Raw genomic sequence first — 24007 nt, 5'->3', positions numbered from 1 at the left:
GTTCCGGGGCTCCCCCGCTGTTGGCGAGGGGCTACGCGCCGACGAGCAGCAGCGCCCCGAAGCCGAGCATCACCACGGCGACCAGACCGTCGAACACCCGCCAGGTCATCGGCTTCGCGAACAGCGGCCGCAGCAACCGGCCGCCGAACCCGAGGGCCGAGAACCACACGCAGCTCGCCGCGACGGCCCCGATCGTCCACAGCCAGCGGTCGTCCGGCCCCTGCTGGTTCGCGACGGAACCCAGGAACACGAGCGTGTCCAGGTACACGTGCGGGTTCGCCCACGTGAAGACGAGCATGGTCAGCACCGCCGTGCGCATGGTCACCGTGCGGCCGGGAGGCGCGGTGCGCGTCCGCCCCGCGGCGACCGTCGCGCCGCTGGTCGCGTGCGCGAGCCCGTCGTCCGCCGCCCCCGCCGCCCCGGTGGTGGTCCGCACGACCCCGTCGTCCGCCGGAGCCGTCGCCCCGGTGGTGGTCCGCACGACCCCGTCGTCCGCCGCCTCGTCCGTCACCCGCATCGCGTCCCCGGCCGGCCGCAGCGCCCGCCTGGCGGCGAGCACCCCGTACGTGAGCAGGAACGCCGCGCCGACGAACCGGATCACCACGACGGCCGCGGGGAACCGCTCGACCACGACGCCGACCCCGAGCACCCCGGCGATGATGAGCGCGGCGTCCGAGGCGGCACACACCACGACCGCCGCCGCCACCACCCGGAGTCCCGCGCTGACGGCGAGCCGGAGCAGGTAGGTGTTCTGCACGCCGATCGCGACGATCAGCGCGAGCCCGGTGCCGAGGCCGGAGAGCAGGGGCAGGAGTATGGTCACGCTCCGACGCTAGAGGCCGGCCCACATGCAGTACAGCTCAGGTTCCTGCAGCACCGTAAGCTGCGCTGCATGCCCCGGTTCCAGCGCGAACACCTCGAGACGCTGCTCGCGGCGGTCGACCACGGCACCCTCGACGCCGCGGCCCGCGCGCTGTCGATCACCCCGTCCGCGGTGTCGCAGCGCATCAAGTCGATGGAGCAGCAGGTCGGGCGGGTGCTGCTCCAGCGCACGACCCCGGTGCGACCCACCGCCGACGGCGAGGTCGTCCTCCGGCACGCACGGCAGGTACGGTTGCTCGACGAGGAGACCTCGAGTGCCCTCGGCGACGACGGACCGGCCGTGCCCTCGATCCCGCTGGCCGTGAACGCCGACTCGCTCGGCACCTGGTTCCTCGACGCTCTCGCGCTGGTCCGGGCCGACGCCGAGGTGGTCTTCGACCTGCACCGCGAGGACCAGGACCGCACCGCGGAGCTCCTGCGCGCGGGCACGGTGATGGCGGCGGTGACGGCCGAGGCGGACCCGGTGCAGGGGTGCTCGTCCGTGCCGCTCGGGATCGACCGGTACCGCGCCGTGGCGTCCCCGGCGTTCGTCGCGCGCTACCTCGACGGCACCGGCACCGAACGTCGGATGCTCCGGCGGCTCGACGAGGTCCCGCTCGTCGACTACGACCGCGACGACGACCTGCAGCAGGGGTACCTGCGCCAGGTCCTCGGGCACGCTCCCGGTGGGCCACGCCACTTCGTCCCGACGTCGGCGGACTTCGCCCGGGCGGTGACGCTCGGGTTCGGCTGGGGGCTGTTGCCCGAGGCGCAGTGCCTCGAGGCGATCGACCGCGGCGTCCTGGTCGAACTCGCGCCGGGCCGGCACGCCGACGTCGCGCTCTGGTGGCAGCGCTGGAACCTGGCGTCACCGCTGCTCGAGTGCGTCACCGATGCCGTGCGTGCCACGGCGGCGGAGCGGCTGCACCCACCGCGGTGACCACCGGACCGACCGTGGCTCAGACGGTGGCGCGGTAGCGGAGCCCGTCGACGAGCAGGCCGACCATGAGCAGGCTCTGCTCCGGGGTCGGGGCGCCGTGGCACAGGTTCGCCACCGCGTGCAGGAGCTGCGGGGCGTCGACGTCCGGGCGGATCGTCCCCGCCTGCGCCGCGGCGTCGAGCAGGCCACTCAGCGCGCCCCCGAGCCGACCGAGGAAGTACTCGGGGAGCGCCTCGAAGGCGGGATCGCCGGAGTGCAGCGCGGCCGCGAGTCCGCGCTTCGTCGCGATGAACTCCGTGAAGCGCTGCAGCCAGAGCGCCAGGGCCTCGTCCGGCGCGTGGGTCGCCGCGAGTTCGTCGGCGGCGTCGGCGCAGGCGTCCACCGCGCGCTGGAAGACCGCGACCACCAGGTCGGACCGCTGCGGGAAGTGCCGGTAGAGCGTCCCGACTCCGACGCCGGCGCGGTCGGCGATCACCTTCGCCGGTGCGTCGACGCCGTCGTCGGCGAAGACCGCCTTCGCGGCGTCGGTCAGGGCGTCGGCGTTGCGGCGGGCGTCAGCGCGCAAAGTATCTCCTCTTGCGTAAACGGAAAACTGTTCCGTATAGTTCCGGAAGAGCGTTCCACTTCGGCCAGCGTACGGCACGGACCCGTGGACCGCCATCGACAGGAGGCACGAACATGCACTACCGCACACTCGGACGCACCGGCATCCAGGTCAGCCCCTTCGCGCTCGGAGCGATGATGCTCGGCACCGACGGTCGCATCGGCAACGGGGACGAGCAGGACTCGATCCGGATCGTGCACCGTGCGCTGGACGCCGGCATCAACATCATCGACACCGCAGACCGCTACTCGCAGGGCGGTTCCGAGATCCTCGTCGGCAAGGCCCTCAAGGGGCGCCGCGACGACGTGGTCCTCGCGACCAAGTTCAACGGACCGATGGGTGACGACCCGAACCGTCGGGGCAACTCGCGCCGCTGGATCACGACCGCGGTCGAGGACTCACTCCGACGCCTGCAGACCGACCACATCGACCTGTACCAGGCGCACCGACCGGACGACACGGTCGACCTCGAGGAGACCCTCTCCGCCCTCACCGACCTCGTGCGCAGCGGCAAGGTGCGCGCGATCGGGTCCTCGGACTTCCCGGCCTCGATGCAGGTCGAGGCGCAGTGGACCTCGGAACGTCGCGGTCTCGAGCGCTTCCGGACCGAGCAGCCGACCTACTCGATCCTCAACCGCGGCATCGAGCGCGAGGTCCTGCCCGTGGCGCAGCGGTACGGCATGGGCACGCTCGTCTGGAGCCCGCTCGCCGGCGGCATGCTCACCGGGCGCTTCCGCAAGGGGCAGCAGTCCGACCTGGCTCGCGTGCAGATGTTCCGGCACAACAGCGACGAGCGCCGGATCGACGCCGTCGAGCAGGTCGTCGCCCTGTCCGAGGAGACGGGTGTCCGGATGACCCACCTCGCGATGGCGTTCGCGATCGCGCACCCGGGCGTCACGAGCGCCCTGATCGGGCCGCGGTCGATGGAGCAGCTCGACGACCTGCTGGCCGGGGCGGACACGGTGCTGTCGGACGAGGTGCTCGACCGCATCGACGCCATCGTCCCGCCCGGCACCGACGTCGGCCGGCTCGACCAGCAGTACGACCCGCCGGCCGTCCTCGACGCCACGCTCCGTCGCCGCACCCAGGCCGACCGCCCGGCGGCCTGATCCGTCCGAGGCCCTACGTCTGGCAGCGCGGGCACCAGTAGGTGTCGCGCAGCGTGAGCTCCGAGTCACCGAGCTCCCCGTGCCGGATGGGCGTCCGGCACCGCAGACAGGGCTTGCCGCGGCGGTTGTAGACCCAGAAGCGCGAGCCCGGCCGGTCGACACCGGTCGTGACCCGGGCGCTGCGGTCCCGGTTCGCCACGATCAACCGCTGCGCCATCGTGATCATCCGGGCCGGGTCCCGCACCTCGCCCACCGGCCGGGTGGGGAGCACCCCGCGCAGGAAGCAGAGCTCGTTCCGGTACACGTTGCCGAGGCCGGCGAGCACCCGCTGGTCGAGCAGTGCGAGCCCGACCGGGCGGGACGGGTCGCGGGTCAGGTTCTCCAGGGCGAGGTCGGCGTCCCAGTCCGGGCCGAGCAGGTCCGGCCCGAGGTGTCCGACGACCTCGGACTCCTGGTCGCGCGGGATGACCTCGAGCACGCCGAGCGTGAACCCGACGGTCGAGACCCCCTCGGCGTCCAGGACCGCCCGCGCCTGGTGCGCCGGACGACGCCACCGGTCACCGGGCGCGTAGACGTCCCACCGGCCCTCCATCTTCAGGTGTGAGTGCACGGTCAGGTCGCCGATGCGGTGCAGCAGGTGCTTGCCGCGGGGCACGACCTCGTCGACGGTGCGACCGACCAGGTCGAGGGTCGCGAACGCCGGGACCCGGAAGTCGCTCGTCGTCAGGACCTTGCCCGCCAGGGCGGTGTGCAGGCGGCGTGCAGCCCGGTAGACGGTGTCGCCCTCAGGCACGGGTCACCTCCGGCAGGCGGTCGCGGACCGGCCGGGAGGCGCGGCGCGGCTCACACACGGAGCCGCAGTCCCTGCGGGGTGGCGGTGAACCCGGCCTCGCGGAGCGCGCCGCCGAGCGGCGTCTCGAGCACGAAGTCGCCGTCGACCCGCTCGACCGAGAGCTTCCGCAGGCCGGTCCGGACGGTGCCGGCGATCGAGGCCGCGGCTGCCGCCAGGTCGGCCGGGTCGTCGGTGAAGGTGAGCACGGACTTGCCGCCGCGCTCGACGTAGACCGTCAGGCGGCCGTCGACGGTGGTGACGAGCGCACCCGCCTTGCGGCCCGGTCGGTGCCCGCGGCCCGTGGTCTTCGCGGCACCGACGGCAGCGGGGGTCGCCGTCTCGTCCGCAGCTCCGTCGTCGGCGTCGCCGTCGTCACCGGTCGGCCACGCCAGGGACGCCCCGTACGGGTTGGCCGGGTCGGTCGCGGCGAGCGTCAGGGCCTCGCGCTTGCGGTCCGGGTCGGCGCGCTCGTCCTCGTCCAGGTCGCGTGCGTAGGTGCGCAGGCGGTCGACGGTCGGACCGGTGGCGAACTGCGCGGCGCCGAGCCCCTCGACGAAGTACCCGCGGCGCGCACGGCCGGACTCCTCGAACCGGGAGAGCACCCGGTAGACCCCGGCGAACCCGCCGCGGACCCCCTCGACCTGCACGGCCCCGCGGGTCACGACGCCGTACCGTTCCAGCAACTGTTCGGCGGTCGCTGCGGCCCGCACGGTCGAGTCGGACTCGGCGAGCGGCAGGAGCGACCACCGCCCACCGACCGACGGCGGACCGGACTGCGTCGGCATCGTCGGCCGCCGGCGTCCGCGGTAGGCTCGTGCCCGAGGCGCGCTCGCGCTCTTCGCCTTGCCGCCGAGCATCGACCGGAGCGGCGCGAACGTGTCGTTCGTGATCTGCCCGGCCCACACCAGGTCCCACAGGGCGGTGGTCAGGGCCTGGTCGTCCGAGCTGCCGACCGCCTGGCCGAGCTGCCGGAAGAAGTACGCGCCGCCGCCGGCGAGGGCGCCGAGCACGTCACGCTGCAGCTCGGTCGTCTCGTCGCCGGAGGGCTCGGCGAGCGTCGTCGCGGCGCTCTCGGCCAGGTGCAGGCGGACCCATCCGTCGTTGCCGGGCAGGGTCCCGCCACCGGACCACAGGACCTCGCCGGTGGCGGTGAGCTCGTCGAGCATGCTCGTCGAGTAGTCGGTCACGCGCGACGGCAGCACCAGGGTCTCCCACGCGCTGGCGGGCAGGGCGACCCCGGCGAGCTGGTCGATCACCTGCAGCACGCCGTCGACGCCCCGCAGCCCACCGCGGGTGCCGGGCGCCTGGACGTGCTGCCACGCGGGCAGGAAGCGCGCGAGGGTGTCCGGGGACACCGGTTCGACCTCGTGCCGCAGGGCCGCGAGGGACTTCGTGCGGATCCGCCGCAGGACCTCGCTGTCGCACCACTCGGCCCCCTGCCGGTCGGGGCGGAACTCGCCCTCGACCACGCGGCGGTCGGCGACGAGCCGGCGCAGGGTGTCCTGCACGACGGCGATGCCGAGGCCGAGGCGCCCGGCGGCCTCCTGCGCCGAGAACGGCCCGTGCGACCGGGCGTAGCGTCCGATCAGGTCGCCGAGCGGATCGGCGACGGGCTCGACGAACGCAGTGGGCACACCGATCGGCAGCGGTACCCCGAGGGCGTCGCGCAGGCGGGCGGCGTCCTCGATGACGGCCCAGCGGGTCGCCCCGGCGTGCGAGAAGGACAGCACCCGGCGGTCGCGCTCGAGGGCGGTGAGCACGTCGGACAGCTCGGCTCGGGCGGTCGCCCGGGTGTCGTCGTCGACCGCGGTCGCCGCCAGCCAGCTGCGGTCGAGTGCCTCGTCCAGGTCCACGGCGCCGACGAGCCGCAGCACGTCGACCAGTCCCTCGGCGTCCCGTGCACGGCGGTCCGGCGACAGGCGCTGCAGGTCGCGTTCGACCGAGACGATGACGGCGGGGTCGAGCAGTTCGCGCAGTTCCGCGCGGCCGAGCAGCTCGCTGAGCAGGGTGGAGTCGAGCGAGAGTGCCGCCGCACGGCGTTCGGCGAGCGGGGAGTCGCCCTCGTACATGAAGGCCGCGACGTAGCCGAACAGGATCGACCGCGCGAACGGCGACGGCGTCTCGGTCTCGGTCTCGACGAGGCGGATGCGGCGGCCGGCGATCTCGTCGGCGATGCCGAGCAGTGCCGGTACGTCGTAGACGTCCTGCAGCACCTCGCGCACGGTCTCGAGCACGATCGGGAACGTCGGGTACTTCTGCGCGACCTCGAGCAGCTGCGAGGCACGCTGCCGCTGCTGCCACAGGGGCGACCGCTGCCCGGGGTTCCGGCGGGGCAGCAGCAGGGCACGCGCCGCGCACTCGCGGAACCGGGCGGCGAACAGGGCCGAACCGCCGACCTCGTCGGTCACCAGGGCCTCGAGGTCGTCGCGCTCGAACACGAACAGGTCGGCCCCGGGTGGCTCGGCGTCGGTCTCCGGGATCCTGACGACGATGCCGTCGTCAGCCGCCATGGCGTCCCCGTCGATGCCGTGCCGTTCGCGCAGTCGTGCGGCGACGGCCAGGGCCCACGGTGCGTGCACCTGCATGCCGTAGGGCGAGTGCAGGATGAGCCGCCAGTCACCGAGCTCGTCGCGGAAGCGCTCGACCACCAGGGTGGTGTCGTTCGGCACGTGCCCGGTGGCCGCGCGCTGGTCGCGCAGGAACGTCAGCAGGTTCGTGACCGCTCGCTCGTCGAGTCCGCCGGCGGCGACCCGGGCGCGGGCGTCGTCGTCCGAGGCGCCCTCGACCTCGCGCACGAAGGCGCCCGTCGCGCGTCCGAGCTCGGCCGGCCGCCCGATGCCGTCGCCCTTCCAGAACGGCACGCGTCCGGGCTGTCCGAAGGCCGGGCTGACGATGACGCGGTCGTGCGTGATCTCCTCGATGCGCCAACTCGTGGCACCGAGCGCGAAGACGTCGCCGACGCGGGACTCGTAGACCATCTCCTCGTCGAGTTCACCGACGCGACTGGCCTTCTCGCCGACCATGAAGACACCGAACATGCCGCGGTCGGGGATCGTCCCACCGCTCGTGACGGCGAGGCGCTGCGCACCCGGACGCCCGGTCAGGGTGCCGTGCACGCGGTCCCACACCAGGCGTGGCCGGAGCTCGGCGAACTCGTCGCTCGGGTACCTGCCGGTGACCAGGTCGAGCGTGGCCTCGAACGCCGATCGGGGCAGCCCGCTGAACGGAGCACTGCGGCGGACGAGCTCGAACCAGTGCTCGACGTCGATCGTGTCGATGGCACCGGCCGCGACCGTGTGCTGCGCCAGGACGTCGAGCGGGTTCGCGGGCACCGAGATCGACTCGATCTGTCCCGCGACCATCCGCTCGACCGTGACGGCGCTGTTGACCAGGTCCGCGCGGTGCTTCGGGAACAGCACGCCGCGCGAGATCTCGCCGACCTGGTGTCCGGCGCGACCGACCCGCTGCAGGCCACTCGCGACCGAGGGCGGCGCCTCGACCTGCACGACCAGGTCGACCTCGCCCATGTCGATGCCGAGCTCGAGCGAGCTCGTGGCGACGACGCACCGCAGCCGTCCGGACTTCAGGTCGTCCTCGATGATCGCGCGCTGGTCCTTGGAGACCGACCCGTGGTGCGCCCGGGCGAGCACCGGGACCGACGCGTCGGACCCGCCCCCGCCGGTCTGCCCAAATCCACCGATCAGCTGCGCCGGCGGCCGCTTGGCGCCCTGCGGCGCGACGGCGTGCGCGCTGGTCCGTGCCGGCAACTGCGGTCGGCCCGACGTGGCGAGCGCCTCGGAGCCGTCCGGGGCGACGCCCGCCGGCACCAGGACGCCGTCACTCGCCGCCGCGGTGACGCGCTCCTCGTGGATCTCGTTGAGCCGCGCGGTCAACCGCTCGGCCAGCCGTCGCGAGTTCGCGAACACGATCGTCGACCGGTGTTCCTCGATCAGGTCGACGACCCGTTCCTCGACGTGGGGCCAGATCGACCCGTTGGTCGGGGACTCGGTGGCGTCGGCGCCGACCGGGGGCGCCCCGAGCTCGGTCATGTCGTCGACGGGCACGACGACCCGCAGGTCGAAGGTCTTCTGCGCGGGCGGCGCGATGATCGACACGGGCGCACGACCGCCGAGGAACCGCGCGACCTCTTCCGGGGGGCGGACCGTCGCCGACAGGCCGATGCGCTGCACGGGCTTCTCGAGCAGGTCGTCGAGTCGTTCGAGCGAGACCGCCAGGTGCGCCCCGCGCTTGGTGGAGGCGACCGCGTGGACCTCGTCGACGATGACGGTGTCGACGTTCACCAGGGTCTCGCGCGCCTGCGAGGTCAGCATGAGGTACAGCGACTCGGGCGTGGTGATGAGGATGTCCGGCGGCTGCCGCAGCAGCTTCTGCCGGTCGGACGACGGGGTGTCGCCGCTGCGCACACCGACCGTGACGTCCGGGGGTTCGGTGCCGAGCCGCCGCGCGGTCTGGGTGATCCCGACGAGCGGGCTCCGCAGGTTGCGCTCGACGTCGACGCCCAGCGCCTTGAGCGGTGAGACGTAGAGCACGCGCGTGCGCTGCTTGGCCGGGGGCCGGTCCGTCGCGCTGATCAGCCGGTCGATGGACCACAGGAACGACGCCAACGTCTTGCCCGAGCCGGTCGGAGCGATGACGAGAGCGTGCCGTCCGGTCGAGATCGCGTCCCACGCTCCGGCCTGCGCGGGCGTCGGGGCGTCGAACGCACCGCGGAACCACTCGGTGGTGGCGGGGGAGAAGCGCTCGAAGACGTCCGTCATGGTCCGTCCCATCCTGCCCGTCACCACCGACAGCAGGCCGAGGGAGCGGTACCCCTTGACACGATGTCAGTTACCGATCTATCGTAAACACATCGCGATACGACGAAGACCACTCAGGTCGGAGCGGTAGCGACCGATCACACCCAGGAAGGACGCACCATGCGCCCCATGCACGACGATCACGACACCGGCCGCCACCCGCGCGGCCCCCGCTTCGGCGGTGCCCGACAGCACCACGGCGCCGGGTTCCCCGGCCGCGACCGCGGTGACCACGACCACGGCGGGCGGGGCTTCGGCGGCCGTGGCTTCGGCCCCGGCTTCGGACCCGGCTTCGGCGGACCCGGCTTCGGCCGCGAACGCCGCCGCCGCGGCGACGTCCGCCTCGCCATCCTCGGTCTCCTCGCCGAGGGCCCGCAGAACGGCTACGCCGTCATCAAGACCATCGCCGAGCGCACCGGTGGCGCCTGGAAGCCGAGCCCCGGCTCGGTCTACCCGACGCTCCAGCAGCTCGTCGACGAAGACCTGGTGGTCTCGTCGGGCGACGGCCGCAAGACGCTCTTCGAGCTCACCGACGCCGGCAAGGCCGAGACCGAGGACAAGGCCGACGAGATCGCGGCGGCCCTCGACGGTGCCCCCGGCATCCCGGACGCCCAGCGCGAGTTCTTCGAGGCGCTCCGCAAGACCATGGGTGTCCTGCAGATGTACCGCACCACCGCGACCGAGGAACAGGCGAAGGCCGCCACCGCCAAGGTCGACCAGCTCCGTAAGGACCTGCTGCAGATCCTCGCCGACTAGCGGACAGGAGGCGCGGCGCGAGCCCGCCACGTGCCTCCCGTCCGCCCCGCGGCCGGGTCCCGCTCCTCCGCACCGGTCCTGTGGACGCCGTCGACCGTCCACAGCCCCGCGGCTTCCGCCGAACTCGCCGCCGTCCCTGGTAGACACGGAGCATGGCCTCGCTGCGCACCCCCGATCCCGACCCCGACTCCGGCTGGCTGTCCGACGAGGAACTCGCGAACGTCCGCCGGCGTCTGCCGATCTGCTACGTCGAGGCGGTGCCGGTCCGCACCGACGGCCTCGGCGTCGTGACCGAGGTCGGTGTGCTCCTCCGGGTCTCCCCGAGCGGCTCCATCGCACGCACCCTGGTGTCCGGCCGTGTCATGTTCGGCGAGTCGATCCGGACCGCGCTGTTCCGGCACCTCGAGAAGGACCTCGGTCCGATGGCCTTCCCGCAGCTCCCGCCGAGCCCGACGCCCTTCACGGTGGCCGAGTACTTCCCGCTACCCGGTGCCTCGGTGTACACCGACGAGCGGCAGCACGCGATCTCCCTCGCGTACGTCGTCCCGGTCACGGGCACGTGCGAGCCGCGGCAGGACGCCCTCGAGCTCACGTGGATGAGCCCGATGGAGGCCGCGTCCGACGCCGTCGCCGACGAGATGGAGGGCGGCCGCGGCGCACTGCTGCGCGCCGGACTCGCCTCGGTCGGGGCGCTCCACTAGCCGCAGGGCCGTCCCCCGGTTCGGCGGGCGCGACCCGCACACGACGAAGCCCCCGGATCCGATCGGATCCGGGGGCTCCGCAGCGCGGTCGCGAACCGGCTTCAGTGCTTGTTGTCGTCCTTGAAGCTGTCGGCGACGCCGTGCGCGGCGTCCTTGACGTCCGTGACGCCCTGCTTCGCCGAGGCCTTGCCCTGGTCGGTCTTGCCCTCGGCCTTCAGGCGGTCGTTGTCGGTCGTGTTCCCGACGGCTTCCTTGACCTTGCCTGCCGCCTTCTCAGCGGCGTTCTTGATGTCATCGATGCCTGCCATGGGCACTCCTTCCTGAAGGGGACGTGTTCCCCGTCAGCCGCTCGCGCGGCCTCCGGTGCCCCAGACCGTACGCCCGTCGGCGTCCCCGTCCCCAGCCGCCGTCAAGGTTGCCCCTGTGCGGCCGAGCACGGACCGGCGTCAGTGGCGGTCGGCGGCGCCGGCCGGACGGGAGGCGCGGCGCGAGCCGCCACGACGGCCACCGCCGGACTCGGTGCCGGTCCCACGACCCGCGGCGTAGCCGCCGTCGGACGACCACACGGCCGACGAGCCGCCGCGCACGACGTCGCTGCTGCCCGAGCGACGGGCGCCGCCGCTGCGGCGACCCCCGGTCGATCCGGCTGCCGCGGCGCCGGAGCGCCCGGCACCCTCGGAACGCGTGCCGCGAGCCGGACGGCCCTGACGGCCACCGGCCGAACCGGCGGACTCGGATGCCGAGCCGGCGCGCGCGGGCTGCGCCGCGCCTCCCGATCGACCGCCGCGACCACGACGACGACCGGCGCCGTCACCGGCGGACTCGGCCGAGCGCTGCTTCGGCTGACGCTGCTGCTGCGCGGGCTGGTCCTCGGCGACGTGACGGATCGGGGCGACCTCGCCGACGAGCGCGGTGACGGCCGGCGAGTTCGAGGTGACGTGCTGCGGGGTGACCTTGATCGCGGCCGCGCGCATCATCTGCGCGACGTCGCGGCGCTCGGCGGGCATCGTCACCGTGACGACGTCGCCGGACGAACCGGCGCGGGCGGTGCGGCCCGAGCGGTGCAGGTACGCCTTGTGCTCGGTCGGCGGGTCGACGTGCACGACGAGCTCGACGTGGTCGACGTGCACACCGCGGGCGGCGACGTCGGTGGCGACGAGCACCAGGGCCTCGCCGGACGAGAACTTCGCCAGGTTCCGCTCACGGGCGCCCTGCGACAGGTTGCCCTGCAGGTCGACGGCCGGGATGCCCTGGCTGGTGAGCTGCTTGGCGAGTCGCTTGGCGTGGTGCTTCGTGCGCATGAACAGGATGCGGCGACCGGTGCCCGAGGCGAGCGTGGTGACGAGCTGCTTCTTGGCGTCGGCGTCGGCCACCTCGAACAGGTGGTGGGTCATCGCCTCGACGGGACTGGTCTCGTCGTCGACCGAGTGCATGACCGGGTTGTGCAGGAACTTCTTGACGAGCTTGTCCACGCCGTTGTCGAGCGTGGCCGAGAACAGCAGGCGCTGCCCCTGCTCCGGCGTCGCCTGCATGATCTTGGTGACACCGGGCAGGAAGCCCATGTCGGCCATGTGGTCGGCCTCGTCGAGGACGGTGACCTCGATGTCGCCGAGGTTCACGTGGCCCTGCTGCATGAGGTCCGCGAGGCGACCCGGGCACGCGACGACGACGTCGACGCCACCGCGCAGTGCGTCGACCTGACGGCCCTGGCCGACACCGCCGAAGATGGTCGTCGTGTTCAGGCCCATCGCCTTGGCGAGGGGAGCGAGGGTCGCGTCGATCTGTGTCGCGAGCTCACGGGTGGGGGCGAGCACCAGGGCCCGGGGGCGACCGGCGCGGCGCTTGCGGCCGCTGGCGGCGAGGCGGGCGGCCAGCGGGATCGCGAACGCGATCGTCTTGCCGGAGCCGGTGCGGCCGCGGCCGAGCACGTCCTTGCCCTGCAGGGAGTCGGGGAGCGTGTCCGCCTGGATGGGGAACGCCGTGTCCTTGCCCTGGTCGGCGAGGACGGAGACCATCGGCGCGGGGACGCCGAGGTCGGAGAAACGGATGTCTTCGGTGGTCATGGTGACCTTTCGAGCCGGAACGGTCCGGCTGTGGGCGCACGTGCAAGGCAGCGCGCGGGCGGGATGCGCGCCAACGGAGGTGGCTGGCGCAGTCGCCGCAGCAGAGAAGCCTGGGCACCTTCGTGAGGTGCTCGATCATCGACCGGGGTCCGGGGACGGGTGGTCGGGAGTTCGGGGGCGTCCGTACGACGCACGAGGCGATCGGCGCCTCGAGTACCACCAGCATAGCGCGCGGACCCCGGATCACCGAGGCCACCGGCGAACCCGTGCGCGTGCGAGGATTCCCGGGTGCGCACACGAACCGTCCTCATGACCACTGCGATGGCCCTGGTGGCGGTCCTCGGCACCGCCGGCTGCGCCGAGGCCGCGACGACCGCCCGGGCCGCGGGCTACACGAACCTGCCCACCTCCGGTCGGTTCGACTACCAGCTCGGTGGCGCGTACACGCCGCCGTCCGGCGTGACGATCGTCGAGCGGGACAGCACCGCGAAGCCGGCGAAGGGCAAGTACAACATCTGCTACGTCAACGGCTTCCAGACGCAGCCCGGGTCCGCCCGCACGTGGAAGAAGTCCTACCCGTCGGCGATCCTGCGCGACCGGGCCGGCAAGCCGGTGGCCGACCCGGGCTGGCCCGACGAGATGCTCCTGGACACCAGGACGGCCGCCAAGCGCGCCCTCATCACGAAGGTCATCGCGAAGACCGTCGCCCGGTGCGGTGACCGCGGGTTCGACGCGGTCGAGTTCGACAACCTCGACTCGTGGACCCGCAGCGGCGGGCGCCTCACCCGCGCCGGCAACCTGGCGCTCGCGAAGTCGCTCGTCGCCAAGGGGCACCGGCACGGCATGGCGGTCGGGCAGAAGAACACGCCGCAGCTCGGGGCGTCGGGCCGCAAGCAGACCGGGTTCGACTTCGTCGTCGCCGAGGAGTGCGTGCAGTACCGGGAGTGCGCGGCGTACACGAAGGCGTACGGCGGGCGGGTCATCGACGTCGAGTACTCCGACACCCTCGAGCGCTCGTGGGGGTCGGTCTGCACGCTGAAGAGCCGTCCGGCCATGACCATCCTGCGCGACCGCGACCTGGTGGCGCCGAGCGACGACGAGTACGTCTACGAGCGCTGCTGAGCACCCGCGGCTGCACGCGCGGCGCGCGGCCGCCGTGCGGCTACGCCGGCCAGGCCTCGCGCAACGCGGTCGCCGCCTGGTCGGCGGACAGTCCGGCCGAGCGTGCCGCGGCGGCCAGGGCCCGTGCGGCGTCGGCCACGGCGTCCGGCACCTCGGCCGGGCGCACCACACGCGTGCCGGCACCACGGGCGGTGTGCACGAGTCCGGCCTCCTCGAGCAGCTGGTAGGCCTTCGCGACGGTCCCCGCGGCGAGCCCGAGCTCGTCCGCCAGGCCCCGCACGCTCGGCAGCCGCTCGCCGTCCACCAGGTAGCCGGCGGTGATCTGCGCCGCGATCTGCGAACGGACCTGCTCGAACGGCGGCACGCGGCCACCGGCGTCGAGGGCGACGAGTCCTGTCATGCGGTCCACCCTAGAAGTCGTACTGCTCGCCGACCGGGATCGGGACCGGCACGGTGTTGCCCGGAGGCGCGAGCGGGCACGCCCACGCGGGGTCGTAGGCGCACGACGGGTTGTACGCGAAGTTGAAGTCGAGCACGAGCGATCCGCCGTCGTCGCCGCCCAGGTCTGCGCCCTTGATCGTGTCGAGCAGGTAGCGTCCGCCGCCGTAGGTGCCCCGGGCCTTGCCGGCGCTGGCGTCCTTCACCGGGACGAACACGCCGCCCGCGTACCCGCCGTGCGACCAGACGTCCAGGGTCCCGACGCCGGGCACCGCGACGACGCCGAGTCGGTCGAAGTGGACGATCCCGTCGGTGCCGGTCTCGAAGTCGAACTCAGCGGGCTCGGTCGGTTCGACGGGCAGCTGGAACCGCCAGGCCGGGTCGTAGTCCGGGACGGGCAGGGACTCGAAGTCACGGGCGTCCTCGTCGAGCAGCGGCGACGCCGGGTGCTCCGCGAACATCGCGTCGCGGGTCTCCCGCCACAGCGCGTGCGCCGTCTCGGGATCGGGGGTGGCGCGCACGCGCCGGTACAGATCGAACGTCATCCGACGCCAATCCACGGTCGCGAGCGTGCCGCGCACGCGGTCGTCGGTCGTCGGCTCCTGGGGGCGCGTCTGGCTCACGTCGTCGAGGCTACGCCCGCTGCGCGGCGGACGGGAGGCCCGACCCGCGTCGGTCACGCGCCGTCGGTCCGCCAGGTGGGCGCGAGAGCACGCATCCGGAACGCCCGCCACTGCCAGATGACCCACATGCCGGGCCAGAGCGCGAGGCCGAGCACGGCGGGACGCATCCGGTAGGTCAGGCGGTCGAGCAGCAGGGTGCGGCCACCCGGCGCCGGGACGACCGCCATCCGGTGCGACATCGTCATGCGGCCGAACAGCCCCGAGGTGCCACCGCCGTTGTCGCGCTGCACCGGGACCCCCTCGACCTCGTACAGGTCGAGGTCGACGTGCGTGTCCCCGCTCGGCAGCACCCCGAGCGCCTTCGCGGTGATCGGGTGCGGGTGTCCCGGTTCCCACCGGTCGGGGAACCCCCGGGGGTCGCGCGAGCGGTACGCCAGGAACGGCTTCGTTACCGCGACCATGACGGACGGGGACAGCAGGGCATCGCGCACGGCGTCGACCGGCGCATCGAGGACGATCCGGAGGCCGACGTGCATGTCCCCGACGCTACGCCCGGGCGCTGCACGTGGCCCGGTGCGCGGCGAGCCGACGGGTCAGGCGTGCCGGGCGGACCGACGGCGCGAGCCCTCGGCGCGGTCGTGCCGCCGCAGCCGCTCGGCCAGCGAGAGCCGCACGGTCGGCCACTCCGACGCGATGATCGAGAACACCACGGTGTCGCGGAGCGTGCCGTCGCGCCCGATCGCGTGGTTCCGGAGCACGCCGTCCTGCTTCGCGCCGAGTCCCGCGATCGCGGCCCGCGACTGCTGGTTGTGCCAGTGCGTGCGGAACTCGACCGCGATGCACTGCCACGCCTCGAACGCGTGCGAGAGCATGAGGAGCTTCGCCTCGGTGTTGATGCCCGAGCGCTGCGCCGACCGAGCCAGGAACGTGTGCCCGATCTCGACGTGCCGGTTGCCCGGGTCGAGGTTCATGAACGTCGTCGCCCCCACGACACGGCCGGTCGGCCGGTCCCGGACCGCGAACGGCACCATCCGGCCGGCCTCGTGCTCGGCGAGCCGGCGGTCGATCTCGGCCTCGACCTGCGCCGGGGCGGGCACCGAGGTGTACCAGGTGCGCCAGAGATCGCCGTCCGCGACCACCGCCCGCAGGTCGTCCGCGTGCTCCTGCTCGAGGGGCTCGAGGGTCACACGGTCGCCGGTCAGGGTGGGTACGGGGGCGATCTCCATGGACATGCATCCTAGGGTCGCCGACCCTGGTGGAGCCCGGTCGGACGCCGACCCTGTGGAGAGGGACAGCATCACCGGGCGGCTATCGTGACGGACGTGGCAGAACGCACCCAGGAGCAGTACCAGGTCCGGTTCGCGTGGGGGATCGGGGGTGCGAGCCGCATCGCGCACGGCGCCCACCTGCTCGTCTGGGTCGACGTCCTCCCGGCCACCGCCGACGCCACCGCGCAGCGGCGCGCGCTGCGGACGGTGACCGCGCAGCTGCCGGCGGGTCCGGAGGTCGTGCTCGGCCACCTCGGCAACGCGGCGGCGGTCGCGGAACGGGTGACGGGCCTCCAGGCCGCGCGCGGCGACCGGTGCGTCGTCGCGATCGTCGCTGCCGGGCTGCACCACGGCGCGGTCCACGACGACGCTGCCGAGGCGGCGGGCGAGTCGGTCGACGTCCCGGACGCACCCGACTTCGCCGTCGAGGACCTGCTCGCGGCCGGAGCCGTCGTCGACGCGTTGACCGAGGCCGGGATCGACCACACCTCGCCTGAGGCCGCTGCGGCCTGTGCGGCGTACACGGGTCTGCGCCGCGCGGTGAAGCACCTTGTCAGCGCATGCGAGGGCGCGGCCGCCCTGTCCCGCGACGACGTGCACGCGGCGCTCGCCGCAGGGCCCGACCTGCCCGTCCTGCGGGAATCGGGGGAGCGCGCGTAGCGTTCCGGTCGTCACGCAACCAGCGAGCGAAGGAGCAACGCCATGAAGGCAGTCGTCGGCGACACGGTGATCGCAGAGGCCCCGGAAGAGGACCTCATCAAGATCGAGGGCAACTGGTACTTCCCGCCGTCGAGCGTGAAGACCGAGCTCTTCACCGAGAGCCCCACCCAGTACCACTGCCCGTGGAAGGGCGACACCCAGTACTTCACGGTGAACGTGGACGGGCAGGCGCTGCCGGACCGCGCGTGGTCGTACCCGACGCCGATCCCGTCGTCGTTCGACCGCGTCGGCAAGGACTACTCGGGCTACGTCGCGTTCTGGAAGGACGTCAAGGTCGTCGACTGACGATCCGGGCTCATCCGATCCGGGCTCACCCGGCCCGGGCTCACCCGGCCCGGACTCACCCGGTCAGGGTGAGCACGACCAGTGCGACGTTGAGCGTCACGATGACCGCCGCGATCACCCACGCCACCACGCGGGTGGTCGCGGCGTTCACGTCCGCCCCCATGACGCTCCGGCGCGAGGTGTAGACCACCAGCGGCACGATGGCGAAGGCGATCCCGAAGCTCAGCACCACCTGGCTCACCACGAGCAGCATCGTCGCGTCGGCGTTCAGCGCGAGCAGCACGACGGCGGGCACCAGGGTGATCGCCCGACGGGCCACCAGCGGGATCCGCACGTGCAGCAACCCCTTCATGATCTCGGCGCCGGCCATGCAGCCGACCGAGGTCGAGGCCAGGCCGGACGCCAGCAGCCCCACCGCGAAGAGCACCCCGACGACGGGGCCGACGTTCTCGGCGATCGCGCGCTGCGCACCCGGGATCGAGTCCGTGCCCTCGACGCCCGGCAGGGTCGCCGCCGCCAGCACGAGCATCGCGATGTTCACGCCGCCGGCGACGACCAGGGCGAGGGCGACGTCCCACCGCGTCGCGACCAGCACGCGACGACGCTCCGGTCCGGCGGGCACGTCACCGTGCCGGTCGCGGGCCAGCGCCGAGTGCAGGTAGACCGCGTGCGGCATCACGGTCGCGCCGAGCATCGAGGCGGCGAGCAGCACCGACCCGGCGCCCTCGAACCGCGGCACGAGCCCGGCGACCAGGTCGGCCGGTGACACCCGGGCGAACAGCAGTCCGGCGCAGAAGCCGACGGTCAGGATCGCGAGCATCGCCGTGACGACGGTCTCGAACAGGCGCGTGCCCCGGCGACTGTGCAGGGTGAGCAGGAGCATCGACACCACTCCGGTGATGACCCCGCCGGCCACCAGGGGCAGGCCGAAGAGCAGGTGCAGGGCCAGTGCGCCGCCGATCACCTCGGCGATGTCGGTCGCCGCGGCCACGATCTCCGCCTGCCCCCAGAACAGCAGGCGCGGGGTGCGGCGCATCCGCAGGCCCAGGTGCTCCGGCAGTGACCGCCCCGTCACGACGCCGAGCTTGGCGGACAGGTACTGCACGACGACGGCACTGGCGTTCGCGGCGACGAGCACCCAGAGCAGCAGGTACCCGTGCTCGGCGCCCGCGGTCAGGTTGGCGGCGACGTTGCCCGGGTCGACGTAGGCGATGGCCGCCACGAAGGCCGGTCCGAGCAGCGTCAAGCCGGCTGCGCGACGACGCGGGGCACCGGGTGAGTGCTCGTCGAGCCGGCTGGTGGCAGTGTCGGTCATGCACTGATCCTGCCAGAGGATTCGGCACGCCGAATCTTTTTCTTCGTGTCCTTTGCGCCGCCTGGCCGACATGCGCGGGTGCGTGCCTCGAGTGGTCGCGATCGGTCGGCTGCGGAGCCGCCGGCCGACGGTCCGCGACCGCTCGGCGAAGGTGAGCGGGTTGTCGTGACCGCTCGCGGAGCGCGGACGGGAGGCCCGGGGCGGCGCCGCCACGCGCCTCTCGTGCGGTGGGGCGGTCGCGACTCGTCGCGTGCTCGGCGTCGGGTGGTCACGACCTGACGGCTGCGACGCCGACGGGCGACGGTCGGTGACCGCTCAGCCGAGGTGGGTGGGGTGTCGCGGACGCCGCCGGATCACGCCGGGCAGGCGTCAGCTCCTGCTCACGCCGCGGAGCGACGGGCGCGGTGCGCGCGCACCTTGGCGCGGTTCCCGCACCGCTGCATGGAGCACCAGCGGCGTGTGCCGCCCCGTGAGGAGTCGTAGAACACGAGCCCGCAGTCGTCGGCCGAGCAGCGGCTCAGCCGGGTGGGGCGCCCGTCGGCCTCGACGTCGTCGAAGCCGACCTCGGTGAAGAGCGCGACCGCGTCGCGCGCGACGCTCGACAGCGCCTGGGCCAGGCGGACGCGGTTCGCCCCGGCGCGGCGGCGGCCACCCGGGAGGCTCGGGGGCACGTCCGGCAGGGCGGCGAACAGGTTGACGGTGTCGATGTCGTCGGGCGCGGGGCGCGTCCGGCCGGCTCCGGCACGCAGGCCCGCCGCGACCGCCGTGCGGTCCGCCGCCGTGCTCGCCGGCGCGGGCGCCGCCGCGACGGCGAGCCGGGCGATCGCCGCGCGCAGGGCTCGGGCGTCCTGCAGCTCCCGGGCGCTGGCGCCGACGTCGATCGGCTCGGTGTGCTCGCTCAGCCACTCGTCCAGGTCGGCCGGGCTCGCGAGCAGCTCGCCGAGCTGCGACCGGGGGCGTCGTCCGGCGGCGTCGTCCGCGAAGCCACCCGTGTGCGCGAAGTCGAGCGCGATCCGTCCGGCGTCGAAGAACCAGGTGGAACCGGCGTCCGTGCGGATGTGCTGCCCCGTGTGCATCCGCCCAGGCTAACGGCTCACCGGCGCGCCTCCGAGCGGCGAGCTCCTCATGCGGTAGTCGACGACAGCGTGGCCACGTCGTCGGCGGCCGTGCGTCGGCGCCAGGCGATCACGTTGCGCGCATCGAAGCGGCGGGAGCACCGGGCGCAGGCGAGCTGCCGCGTCGGGGTGCGGTACCGGAAGTGCTCGTGGCCCGCCGGGCAGGTGCCGATCCAGGGCGCGAGCTCGCTGGCGATCGGACCGTCGTGCAGTCGCGACCCCGTGTAGCCGATCGCCGACGCGGTCCGCTTCCAGGCCGGGCCGTGCCCTGCGCGAGCCCCGGCCAGTGCGTGTGCGACCTCGTGCAGCAGGACCTGCTCGACGTCGGCGTCCGAGAACCGGGTGGCCAGGTGGCGACTCACCGTGATGCGTCGCCGGGCGAAGTCGCACTGCCCCGCGCGGGTCTTGGCGTGGTCGAAGCCGAACGACCACGTGCCGCTGCCCAGGTGCTCGGCGATGAGCTCCTCGGCGCGCAGGCGAACGGTCTCGAGCGCCGTCACTGCTCGGCGCGGGGGTCGGCCTGCCCCTTCTTCGCTGCCCGGGCCGCGATCCGGCCCCAGATGTCGTCGGCCTCGGTGCGCGCGGCGTCCGGGGCGCCCAGCACGCGGCGGCGGACCGGCGGCACCTGCTTGACCGGTTCGGCGACACGGGTCGTCGGTTCCTCGTCGTCGGCGCGCCGTGCGGCGACCTCGCGGGCGGTCCGCGGCTTGTCGGCGGTGTCGGCCGGGCTCGTGATGGCAGCACGCATCGCGGCCTCGACGGCGGTGCGGAGCGCATCGGTCCGCTCCGACGGTGCACCGGCCTGCCGGAACGCCTGGTACGCCCGCGACAGTGCGGCGCGGGCCTCCTCGAAGCGGTCGTTCTCGAACAGCGACCAGCCCTCGATCTCGGCGGCGGCGCCCTCGAGCTCGGGCCACTCCTCGGTCGCGGCGGTGTCCCGGGCCATCGCGGCCTCGGCGGCGGCGCGGTCGTGTCGACCGAGGTCGTGCAGGACGTGCGCGCGGCGGATGCGGGCGGCCACCTTGTCCTGGCGCTCCCCGGTGAACATCGCGAGGCGGAAGACCTCCTCGGCGACGACGAGCGACTCGTCCAGTCGACCGAGCAGACGGAGGAGCTCGGCGCGCTCGGCGAGGGCGTCGGTGCTGCGGCTCTGGCCGAGGTCGCGGAGCCGCTGGTGCACGGCGTCGACGTCGACCGCGGGTCGCAGGCTGATGGGCGCGAAGGTGCTGCCCGGGCTGACCCCGGCCGTCACGGGAGACGCGTGGCGCGGTTCGCGGGATCGGTCGGACGGGTCGGGCTGCTGGCGGTCGTCGGGCGGGAGGGACATCGGTTCGAGGGTAGCCGCGGTCTCCCGGGAGCGGTCGGTGCGACGCGCTCAGGGTTGCCCCGGAACGACGGACGGCCCGCCGTGCCGGAGCACGACGGGCCGTCCGGGGGATCGGTCAGGAGTTGGCGCCCATGGCGGCGGCAGCGGCGACGCCGACGTAGGTGACGAAGGTCGCGATGGTCGCGACGACGGCCAGGACGATCGCGAAGATGCCCCACCCGCGACCGCGCTTGGTCACCGCGGCGATGATGCCCTGCACGAGTGCCCAGAGGCCGAGCACTGCGGCGATGCCGATCACGGCGAATCCACCGAGGAGCTGCGAACGGACCTCGGGGTCGCTCATGACCTCGTTCTGCATCTGATCGGGGGTGAGGGTCGTCGATCCGTTCTGCGTGAGCTGGTCGACGACCCCGCTGCTGCTGATCGCGGAGCCCAGGATGTACCCACCGACGACGCCGAGGACGAGCGCGAGCAGGCCGAGCACGAAGGCGATGACGCCGACGGTCTTCTTCTTCTTGGGCTTCGGCTCGTCGTGCTGCTGCCACGCCGGAGCACCGGCGTGCGCGGAGCCCGCGGCGGCGTACGGCTGCTGGTCGTGGCCGTCGTGCCGGTCGTGGTCGTGGCGCTGCTGGTCGTTCCAGCTCGGCGTGCTCGACGGCTGCCCGTACTGCCCCTGGTGGTCGCCGTGCTGTTGGCCGTACGGCTGCTGCTGCTGCCCGTACTGCTGCTGACCCTGGCCGTACTGCTCGCCGTACTGCGGCGTCGAGGTCGGCGTCGGGTCCACCCGCTCGCCGTACCGCGGGGCGTCGGCGTCGGGCCGCTGCTGCGGGGCCTCGCCCCATCGCGGCGCCTGGCCGTCGCCCGTCCGGTCCTGGTCGTTCCGGTCGTCGTTCGTCATCAGGGTTCCCATCGCTCGGTCGCGCACCTGCGCGGTCGTTCAGCCCATCCTGGCAGCCGGCTCCGGAGCGTGTTCAGGCTGGCGCCACACCCGGTCAGCCGCCGAACACGCTCCGGTTCGGCTCGGGGGACGCCACCGCGGTCTGGTCGGTGACGATCGGTGCCCCGGCGATGAACGACCGCAGCTCGGCGCCGTGCACGACCTTCGCCGGCATCGGGTCCGACGAGTAGCGCCGCGGCATCTCCGCGACCGGCAGGTCCGTCGGCGACCCGAGCAGCACGATGTTCCCGAACCGACGGCCCTTGAGCATCCCGGTGTCGGCGACGGCCGCGACCGAGGGCAGCACCGACTGCAGGGTCGACGCCTGGCCCCGGGCGAACGCCAGCCCGGCGCCGTCGGCCACGTTCACGGCCAGGATCCCGGTCGGCGACAGGAACGCGGCGACCTCGCGGTAGAACTCGACGCTCGTCACGTGGGCGGGGATCTGCGAGCCGCCGAAGACGTCGACGACCGCCAGGTCCACCGTGCCGCGGAGTCCGCCGGGCAGCTTGCCGAGGACCTCGCGTGCGTCGCCGTACCGCACGCGGATCGATGCGCCGCGGGGGAACGGCAGGACCTCGCGGACGTGTTCGACCAGGTCCCGTTCGAGCTCGACCACCTGCTGGCGCGAGCCCGGCCGGGTCACGGCGACGTACCGGGGCAGCGTCAGGGCGCCGGCCCCCAGGTGGAGCGCGGTGACCGGGCCCTCGGGCAGCAGGTCGATCGCGTGCCCGATCCGCCGGATGTACTCGAACGCCAGGTGCGTCGGGTCCTCGAGGTCGACGTGCGACTGCGGCGTGCCGTCGACCACCAGGGTGAACGACCCCGGACGGTGCCGGTCCGCCTCGACCACCGCGTGCCCCGCACCGATCCGGAAGCCGTCGAACGCATCTGCCATGGGTCAATCGAACACCACCGCGCGCGCCGCCCGCACCGCGGTGCATGCGAACACATGGACCTCCAGTGGACGTGGAGACTCGTTCCGTACCCTCGACGCAGTCGTCCCGCCGTCCGGCGTCGATGCGCGCCGTGCCCCACGCGGCACGCGTCCGCCGGGACAGCGGGACCGCGACGTGCCCGTGAGCGACCCCCACCGCTCGAGCGTGCGCGCCGCCGGCGTGCTGCTGCGCGCCGCCCCTCCGGCCACCCGTCCGTGGTGACCGACGACCGCACCGCACCCAGCGCCGAGTGCCACTGCCCAGCTGCCGCAGGAGCCTCCGTCATGACCGCCGACACGTTGAGCGTGCCCACCGCACGCCGCACCCACCCGACCACGCGCCCCACCGTGCGCCGCCCTGCCCGGGCGACCCGCGCCTCCAGGCCGTCCCACACCGACCGCGAGGCGGCGCCCGCGTGGATGCGCGCCGTCGGCGCGCTGCTGCTCGTCGGCGGACTCGGTCTGACGGCCGCCGTGCTCGGCTGGCCCGGCGACGCCCCGGAGATCGCGCTGCTCGTCCCGGGGCTGCTCGCCGTCGTGGCCGGGCTGCTGCTCGTGCTCGCGCGCTCGGGCGTCAGCATCACCGACCGGCACGTCGTCCTGCACTTCCGTCCGCTGCCGCCACGGCGCATCGCCCGCCGACGGATCGCCGGGGTGCGCCTCGTCGAGGCGGACGCCGCGACGTACGGCGGGGTCGGACTGCGCATCCGGCACGGTGTGCGCGCCCTCATCCTGACCCCGGGGCTCGGCCTCGAGCTGACGGACGACCGTGGTCGCGTCACCTTCGTGCGCACCCGTCGTCCGGAGGACGCGTTCCGTGCGCTGGCGGGCGCACACGGCCGGCCGGGAGGCGCGGCGCACGTCGAGCGGGAACGCATCGGCTGAGCGGGCGGTCGCCCCCGGATCGTCAGAGTCCCGGGCCTGCCGGGGTGCGCGGGGCGGGAATGCCGACCACGGAGACGGGCTTATACACGCCAGTGCCGAATCCGGTCAAGCCGGGACTGGACAGCGCGCCTCGGGCCGAACTATGATGACAGTTCGCGCTCCCTGGCATCCGTGTCGTCATATTGCGGTCGACGCAGAGTTCTTCAACTCGCCCTGGTGCAGCCGGACCCGTATATGGCGGCGGGTCCCGCTCACGGAGATCATCCCACACGTACACCGACGTCCCGCGTCGCGCACGTGTCGGCGTGGTCGCAGGGCACGAACTCTCGGGGTTCGCCGAGCGATCAATCCA

Annotated in this window: 24 protein-coding genes; 8 read left to right on the top strand and 16 right to left on the bottom strand. The window is 73.4% G+C overall.

What is annotated here, in order from left to right; translation table 11 throughout:
* Window positions 1–31 precede the first annotated feature (31 nt).
* Window positions 32–823 carry a LysE/ArgO family amino acid transporter gene (locus I8920_RS14855; RefSeq protein ID WP_198657035.1) on the bottom strand — a complete coding sequence of 264 codons (792 nt, stop codon included), beginning with the start codon at window positions 821–823 and terminating at the stop codon, window positions 32–34.
* A 69-nt stretch (window positions 824–892) separates the two neighbouring features.
* Here I8920_RS14855 and I8920_RS14850 point away from each other — a divergent pair, with 69 nt between their 5' ends.
* Entirely contained in the window at window positions 893–1801 is a 909-nt protein-coding gene (locus I8920_RS14850; protein WP_198657034.1) for a LysR family transcriptional regulator ArgP, read from the top strand.
* Window positions 1802–1820: 19 nt separating this feature from the next.
* Here the strand turns inward: I8920_RS14850 and I8920_RS14845 are convergent, their stop codons facing one another.
* Window positions 1821–2366, bottom strand: coding sequence for a TetR/AcrR family transcriptional regulator (locus I8920_RS14845; protein WP_232832758.1), 546 nt, complete (start codon window positions 2364–2366; stop codon window positions 1821–1823).
* 113 nt (window positions 2367–2479) lie between these two features.
* On the opposite strand from I8920_RS14845, the gene I8920_RS14840 reads away from it, so the two are divergent.
* A complete protein-coding gene (locus I8920_RS14840) occupies window positions 2480–3514 on the top strand; it encodes an aldo/keto reductase (protein ID WP_198657032.1) in 1035 nt (344 codons plus the stop codon).
* A 13-nt stretch (window positions 3515–3527) separates the two neighbouring features.
* Here the strand turns inward: I8920_RS14840 and I8920_RS14835 are convergent, their stop codons facing one another.
* A complete protein-coding gene (locus tag I8920_RS14835) occupies window positions 3528–4307 on the bottom strand; it encodes an Fpg/Nei family DNA glycosylase (RefSeq protein ID WP_198657031.1) in 780 nt (259 codons plus the stop codon).
* 50 nt (window positions 4308–4357) lie between these two features.
* Entirely contained in the window at window positions 4358–9124 is a 4767-nt protein-coding gene (locus I8920_RS14830; RefSeq protein ID WP_198657030.1) for an ATP-dependent helicase, read from the bottom strand.
* 168 nt (window positions 9125–9292) lie between these two features.
* Here I8920_RS14830 and I8920_RS14825 point away from each other — a divergent pair, with 168 nt between their 5' ends.
* Together I8920_RS14825 and I8920_RS14820 are read left to right on the top strand one after the other, a co-directional pair.
* Window positions 9293–9919 (top strand): PadR family transcriptional regulator, encoded by a 627-nt coding sequence (locus I8920_RS14825; RefSeq protein ID WP_225558242.1) that lies wholly within the window; start codon window positions 9293–9295, stop codon window positions 9917–9919.
* 152 nt (window positions 9920–10071) lie between these two features.
* The gene (locus tag I8920_RS14820; RefSeq protein WP_198657028.1) at window positions 10072–10620 is read left to right on the top strand and encodes an NUDIX hydrolase family protein; all 549 of its coding nucleotides are present in this window, start codon (window positions 10072–10074) and stop codon (window positions 10618–10620) included.
* 101 nt (window positions 10621–10721) lie between these two features.
* Here I8920_RS14820 and I8920_RS14815 read toward each other — a convergent pair whose 3' ends face one another.
* Both I8920_RS14815 and I8920_RS14810 read right to left on the bottom strand, forming a co-directional pair.
* On the bottom strand, window positions 10722–10928 hold the full coding sequence (locus I8920_RS14815; protein ID WP_198657027.1) for a CsbD family protein: 207 nt from the start codon (window positions 10926–10928) through the stop codon (window positions 10722–10724).
* Between the two features lie 138 nt (window positions 10929–11066).
* Window positions 11067–12683: a DEAD/DEAH box helicase gene (locus tag I8920_RS14810; RefSeq protein WP_198657026.1), complete on the bottom strand. Its 1617-nt coding sequence runs from the start codon at window positions 12681–12683 to the stop codon at window positions 11067–11069.
* A gap of 288 nt (window positions 12684–12971) precedes the next feature.
* Between I8920_RS14810 and I8920_RS14805 the strand changes: the two genes are divergently transcribed.
* On the top strand, window positions 12972–13805 hold the full coding sequence (locus I8920_RS14805; protein WP_198657025.1) for an endo alpha-1,4 polygalactosaminidase: 834 nt from the start codon (window positions 12972–12974) through the stop codon (window positions 13803–13805).
* A 40-nt stretch (window positions 13806–13845) separates the two neighbouring features.
* Here I8920_RS14805 and I8920_RS14800 read toward each other — a convergent pair whose 3' ends face one another.
* The 4 genes from I8920_RS14800 to I8920_RS14785 form a co-directional block, all read right to left on the bottom strand.
* Window positions 13846–14205 carry a GntR family transcriptional regulator gene (locus I8920_RS14800; protein WP_225558240.1) on the bottom strand — a complete coding sequence of 120 codons (360 nt, stop codon included), beginning with the start codon at window positions 14203–14205 and terminating at the stop codon, window positions 13846–13848.
* Window positions 14206–14215: 10 nt separating this feature from the next.
* A complete protein-coding gene (locus I8920_RS14795) occupies window positions 14216–14788 on the bottom strand; it encodes a DUF1684 domain-containing protein (RefSeq protein WP_198658785.1) in 573 nt (190 codons plus the stop codon).
* Window positions 14789–14919: 131 nt separating this feature from the next.
* On the bottom strand, window positions 14920–15402 hold the full coding sequence (locus I8920_RS14790) for a hypothetical protein (protein WP_198657023.1): 483 nt from the start codon (window positions 15400–15402) through the stop codon (window positions 14920–14922).
* Window positions 15403–15459: 57 nt separating this feature from the next.
* Window positions 15460–16098 carry a GNAT family N-acetyltransferase gene (locus tag I8920_RS14785; RefSeq protein WP_198657022.1) on the bottom strand — a complete coding sequence of 213 codons (639 nt, stop codon included), beginning with the start codon at window positions 16096–16098 and terminating at the stop codon, window positions 15460–15462.
* A 90-nt stretch (window positions 16099–16188) separates the two neighbouring features.
* Here I8920_RS14785 and I8920_RS14780 point away from each other — a divergent pair, with 90 nt between their 5' ends.
* Complete coding sequence (locus I8920_RS14780; RefSeq protein WP_225558237.1) at window positions 16189–16794, top strand: hypothetical protein; 606 nt, start codon at window positions 16189–16191, stop codon at window positions 16792–16794.
* 42 nt (window positions 16795–16836) lie between these two features.
* Complete coding sequence (locus I8920_RS14775; RefSeq protein WP_198657021.1) at window positions 16837–17139, top strand: DUF427 domain-containing protein; 303 nt, start codon at window positions 16837–16839, stop codon at window positions 17137–17139.
* A 55-nt stretch (window positions 17140–17194) separates the two neighbouring features.
* On the opposite strand, the gene I8920_RS14770 is transcribed toward I8920_RS14775, so the two are convergent.
* The 6 genes from I8920_RS14770 to I8920_RS14745 form a co-directional block, all read right to left on the bottom strand.
* Complete coding sequence (locus I8920_RS14770) at window positions 17195–18454, bottom strand: Nramp family divalent metal transporter (RefSeq protein WP_198657020.1); 1260 nt, start codon at window positions 18452–18454, stop codon at window positions 17195–17197.
* Window positions 18455–18834: 380 nt separating this feature from the next.
* A complete protein-coding gene (locus I8920_RS14765) occupies window positions 18835–19530 on the bottom strand; it encodes a CGNR zinc finger domain-containing protein (RefSeq protein WP_198657019.1) in 696 nt (231 codons plus the stop codon).
* 47 nt (window positions 19531–19577) lie between these two features.
* Window positions 19578–20069 (bottom strand): SprT-like domain-containing protein, encoded by a 492-nt coding sequence (locus I8920_RS14760; protein ID WP_198657018.1) that lies wholly within the window; start codon window positions 20067–20069, stop codon window positions 19578–19580.
* Entirely contained in the window at window positions 20066–20896 is an 831-nt protein-coding gene (locus I8920_RS14755; RefSeq protein WP_198657017.1) for a hypothetical protein, read from the bottom strand. The genes I8920_RS14760 and I8920_RS14755 overlap by 4 nt, the downstream gene beginning before the upstream one ends.
* Before the next feature lie 115 nt (window positions 20897–21011).
* Window positions 21012–21794, bottom strand: coding sequence for a DUF4064 domain-containing protein (locus I8920_RS14750; protein WP_198657016.1), 783 nt, complete (start codon window positions 21792–21794; stop codon window positions 21012–21014).
* Window positions 21795–21888: 94 nt separating this feature from the next.
* Window positions 21889–22731 carry a spermidine synthase gene (locus I8920_RS14745; RefSeq protein WP_198657015.1) on the bottom strand — a complete coding sequence of 281 codons (843 nt, stop codon included), beginning with the start codon at window positions 22729–22731 and terminating at the stop codon, window positions 21889–21891.
* Window positions 22732–23055: 324 nt separating this feature from the next.
* On the opposite strand from I8920_RS14745, the gene I8920_RS14740 reads away from it, so the two are divergent.
* Window positions 23056–23655: a hypothetical protein gene (locus I8920_RS14740; protein WP_198657014.1), complete on the top strand. Its 600-nt coding sequence runs from the start codon at window positions 23056–23058 to the stop codon at window positions 23653–23655.
* The last annotated feature ends 352 nt before the right edge of the window (window positions 23656–24007 follow it).

Origin of the sequence: Curtobacterium sp. YC1, assembly GCF_016267665.1 — a bacterium.
Lineage (GTDB): Bacteria > Actinomycetota > Actinomycetes > Actinomycetales > Microbacteriaceae > Curtobacterium.
The sequence above is the reverse complement of the archived record's forward strand: the minus strand, read 5'-3'. Positions and strand labels throughout refer to the sequence as shown.

Bases quoted from the DNA above. Each gene is read 5' to 3' on its own strand.
- I8920_RS14800 (WP_225558240.1), bottom strand. From the start codon at position 14,205: ATGACAGGACTCGTCGCCCTCGACGCCGGTGGCCGCGTGCCGCCGTTC.
- I8920_RS14810 (WP_198657026.1), bottom strand. From the start codon at position 12,683: ATGACCACCGAAGACATCCGTTTCTCCGACCTCGGCGTCCCCGCGCCG.
- I8920_RS14840 (WP_198657032.1), top strand. From the start codon at position 2,480: ATGCACTACCGCACACTCGGACGCACCGGCATCCAGGTCAGCCCCTTC.
- I8920_RS14790 (WP_198657023.1), bottom strand. From the start codon at position 15,402: ATGCACGTCGGCCTCCGGATCGTCCTCGATGCGCCGGTCGACGCCGTG.
- I8920_RS14825 (WP_225558242.1), top strand. From the start codon at position 9,293: ATGCACGACGATCACGACACCGGCCGCCACCCGCGCGGCCCCCGCTTC.
- I8920_RS14770 (WP_198657020.1), bottom strand. From the start codon at position 18,454: ATGACCGACACTGCCACCAGCCGGCTCGACGAGCACTCACCCGGTGCC.
- I8920_RS14755 (WP_198657017.1), bottom strand. From the start codon at position 20,896: ATGTCCCTCCCGCCCGACGACCGCCAGCAGCCCGACCCGTCCGACCGA.
- I8920_RS14785 (WP_198657022.1), bottom strand. From the start codon at position 16,098: ATGTCCATGGAGATCGCCCCCGTACCCACCCTGACCGGCGACCGTGTG.
- I8920_RS14765 (WP_198657019.1), bottom strand. From the start codon at position 19,530: ATGCACACGGGGCAGCACATCCGCACGGACGCCGGTTCCACCTGGTTC.
- I8920_RS14775 (WP_198657021.1), top strand. From the start codon at position 16,837: ATGAAGGCAGTCGTCGGCGACACGGTGATCGCAGAGGCCCCGGAAGAG.
- I8920_RS14815 (WP_198657027.1), bottom strand. From the start codon at position 10,928: ATGGCAGGCATCGATGACATCAAGAACGCCGCTGAGAAGGCGGCAGGC.
- I8920_RS14830 (WP_198657030.1), bottom strand. From the start codon at position 9,124: ATGACGGACGTCTTCGAGCGCTTCTCCCCCGCCACCACCGAGTGGTTC.
- I8920_RS14795 (WP_198658785.1), bottom strand. From the start codon at position 14,788: ATGACGTTCGATCTGTACCGGCGCGTGCGCGCCACCCCCGATCCCGAG.
- I8920_RS14850 (WP_198657034.1), top strand. From the start codon at position 893: ATGCCCCGGTTCCAGCGCGAACACCTCGAGACGCTGCTCGCGGCGGTC.
- I8920_RS14745 (WP_198657015.1), bottom strand. From the start codon at position 22,731: ATGGCAGATGCGTTCGACGGCTTCCGGATCGGTGCGGGGCACGCGGTG.
- I8920_RS14820 (WP_198657028.1), top strand. From the start codon at position 10,072: ATGGCCTCGCTGCGCACCCCCGATCCCGACCCCGACTCCGGCTGGCTG.
- I8920_RS14750 (WP_198657016.1), bottom strand. From the start codon at position 21,794: ATGACGAACGACGACCGGAACGACCAGGACCGGACGGGCGACGGCCAG.
- I8920_RS14740 (WP_198657014.1), top strand. From the start codon at position 23,056: ATGACCGCCGACACGTTGAGCGTGCCCACCGCACGCCGCACCCACCCG.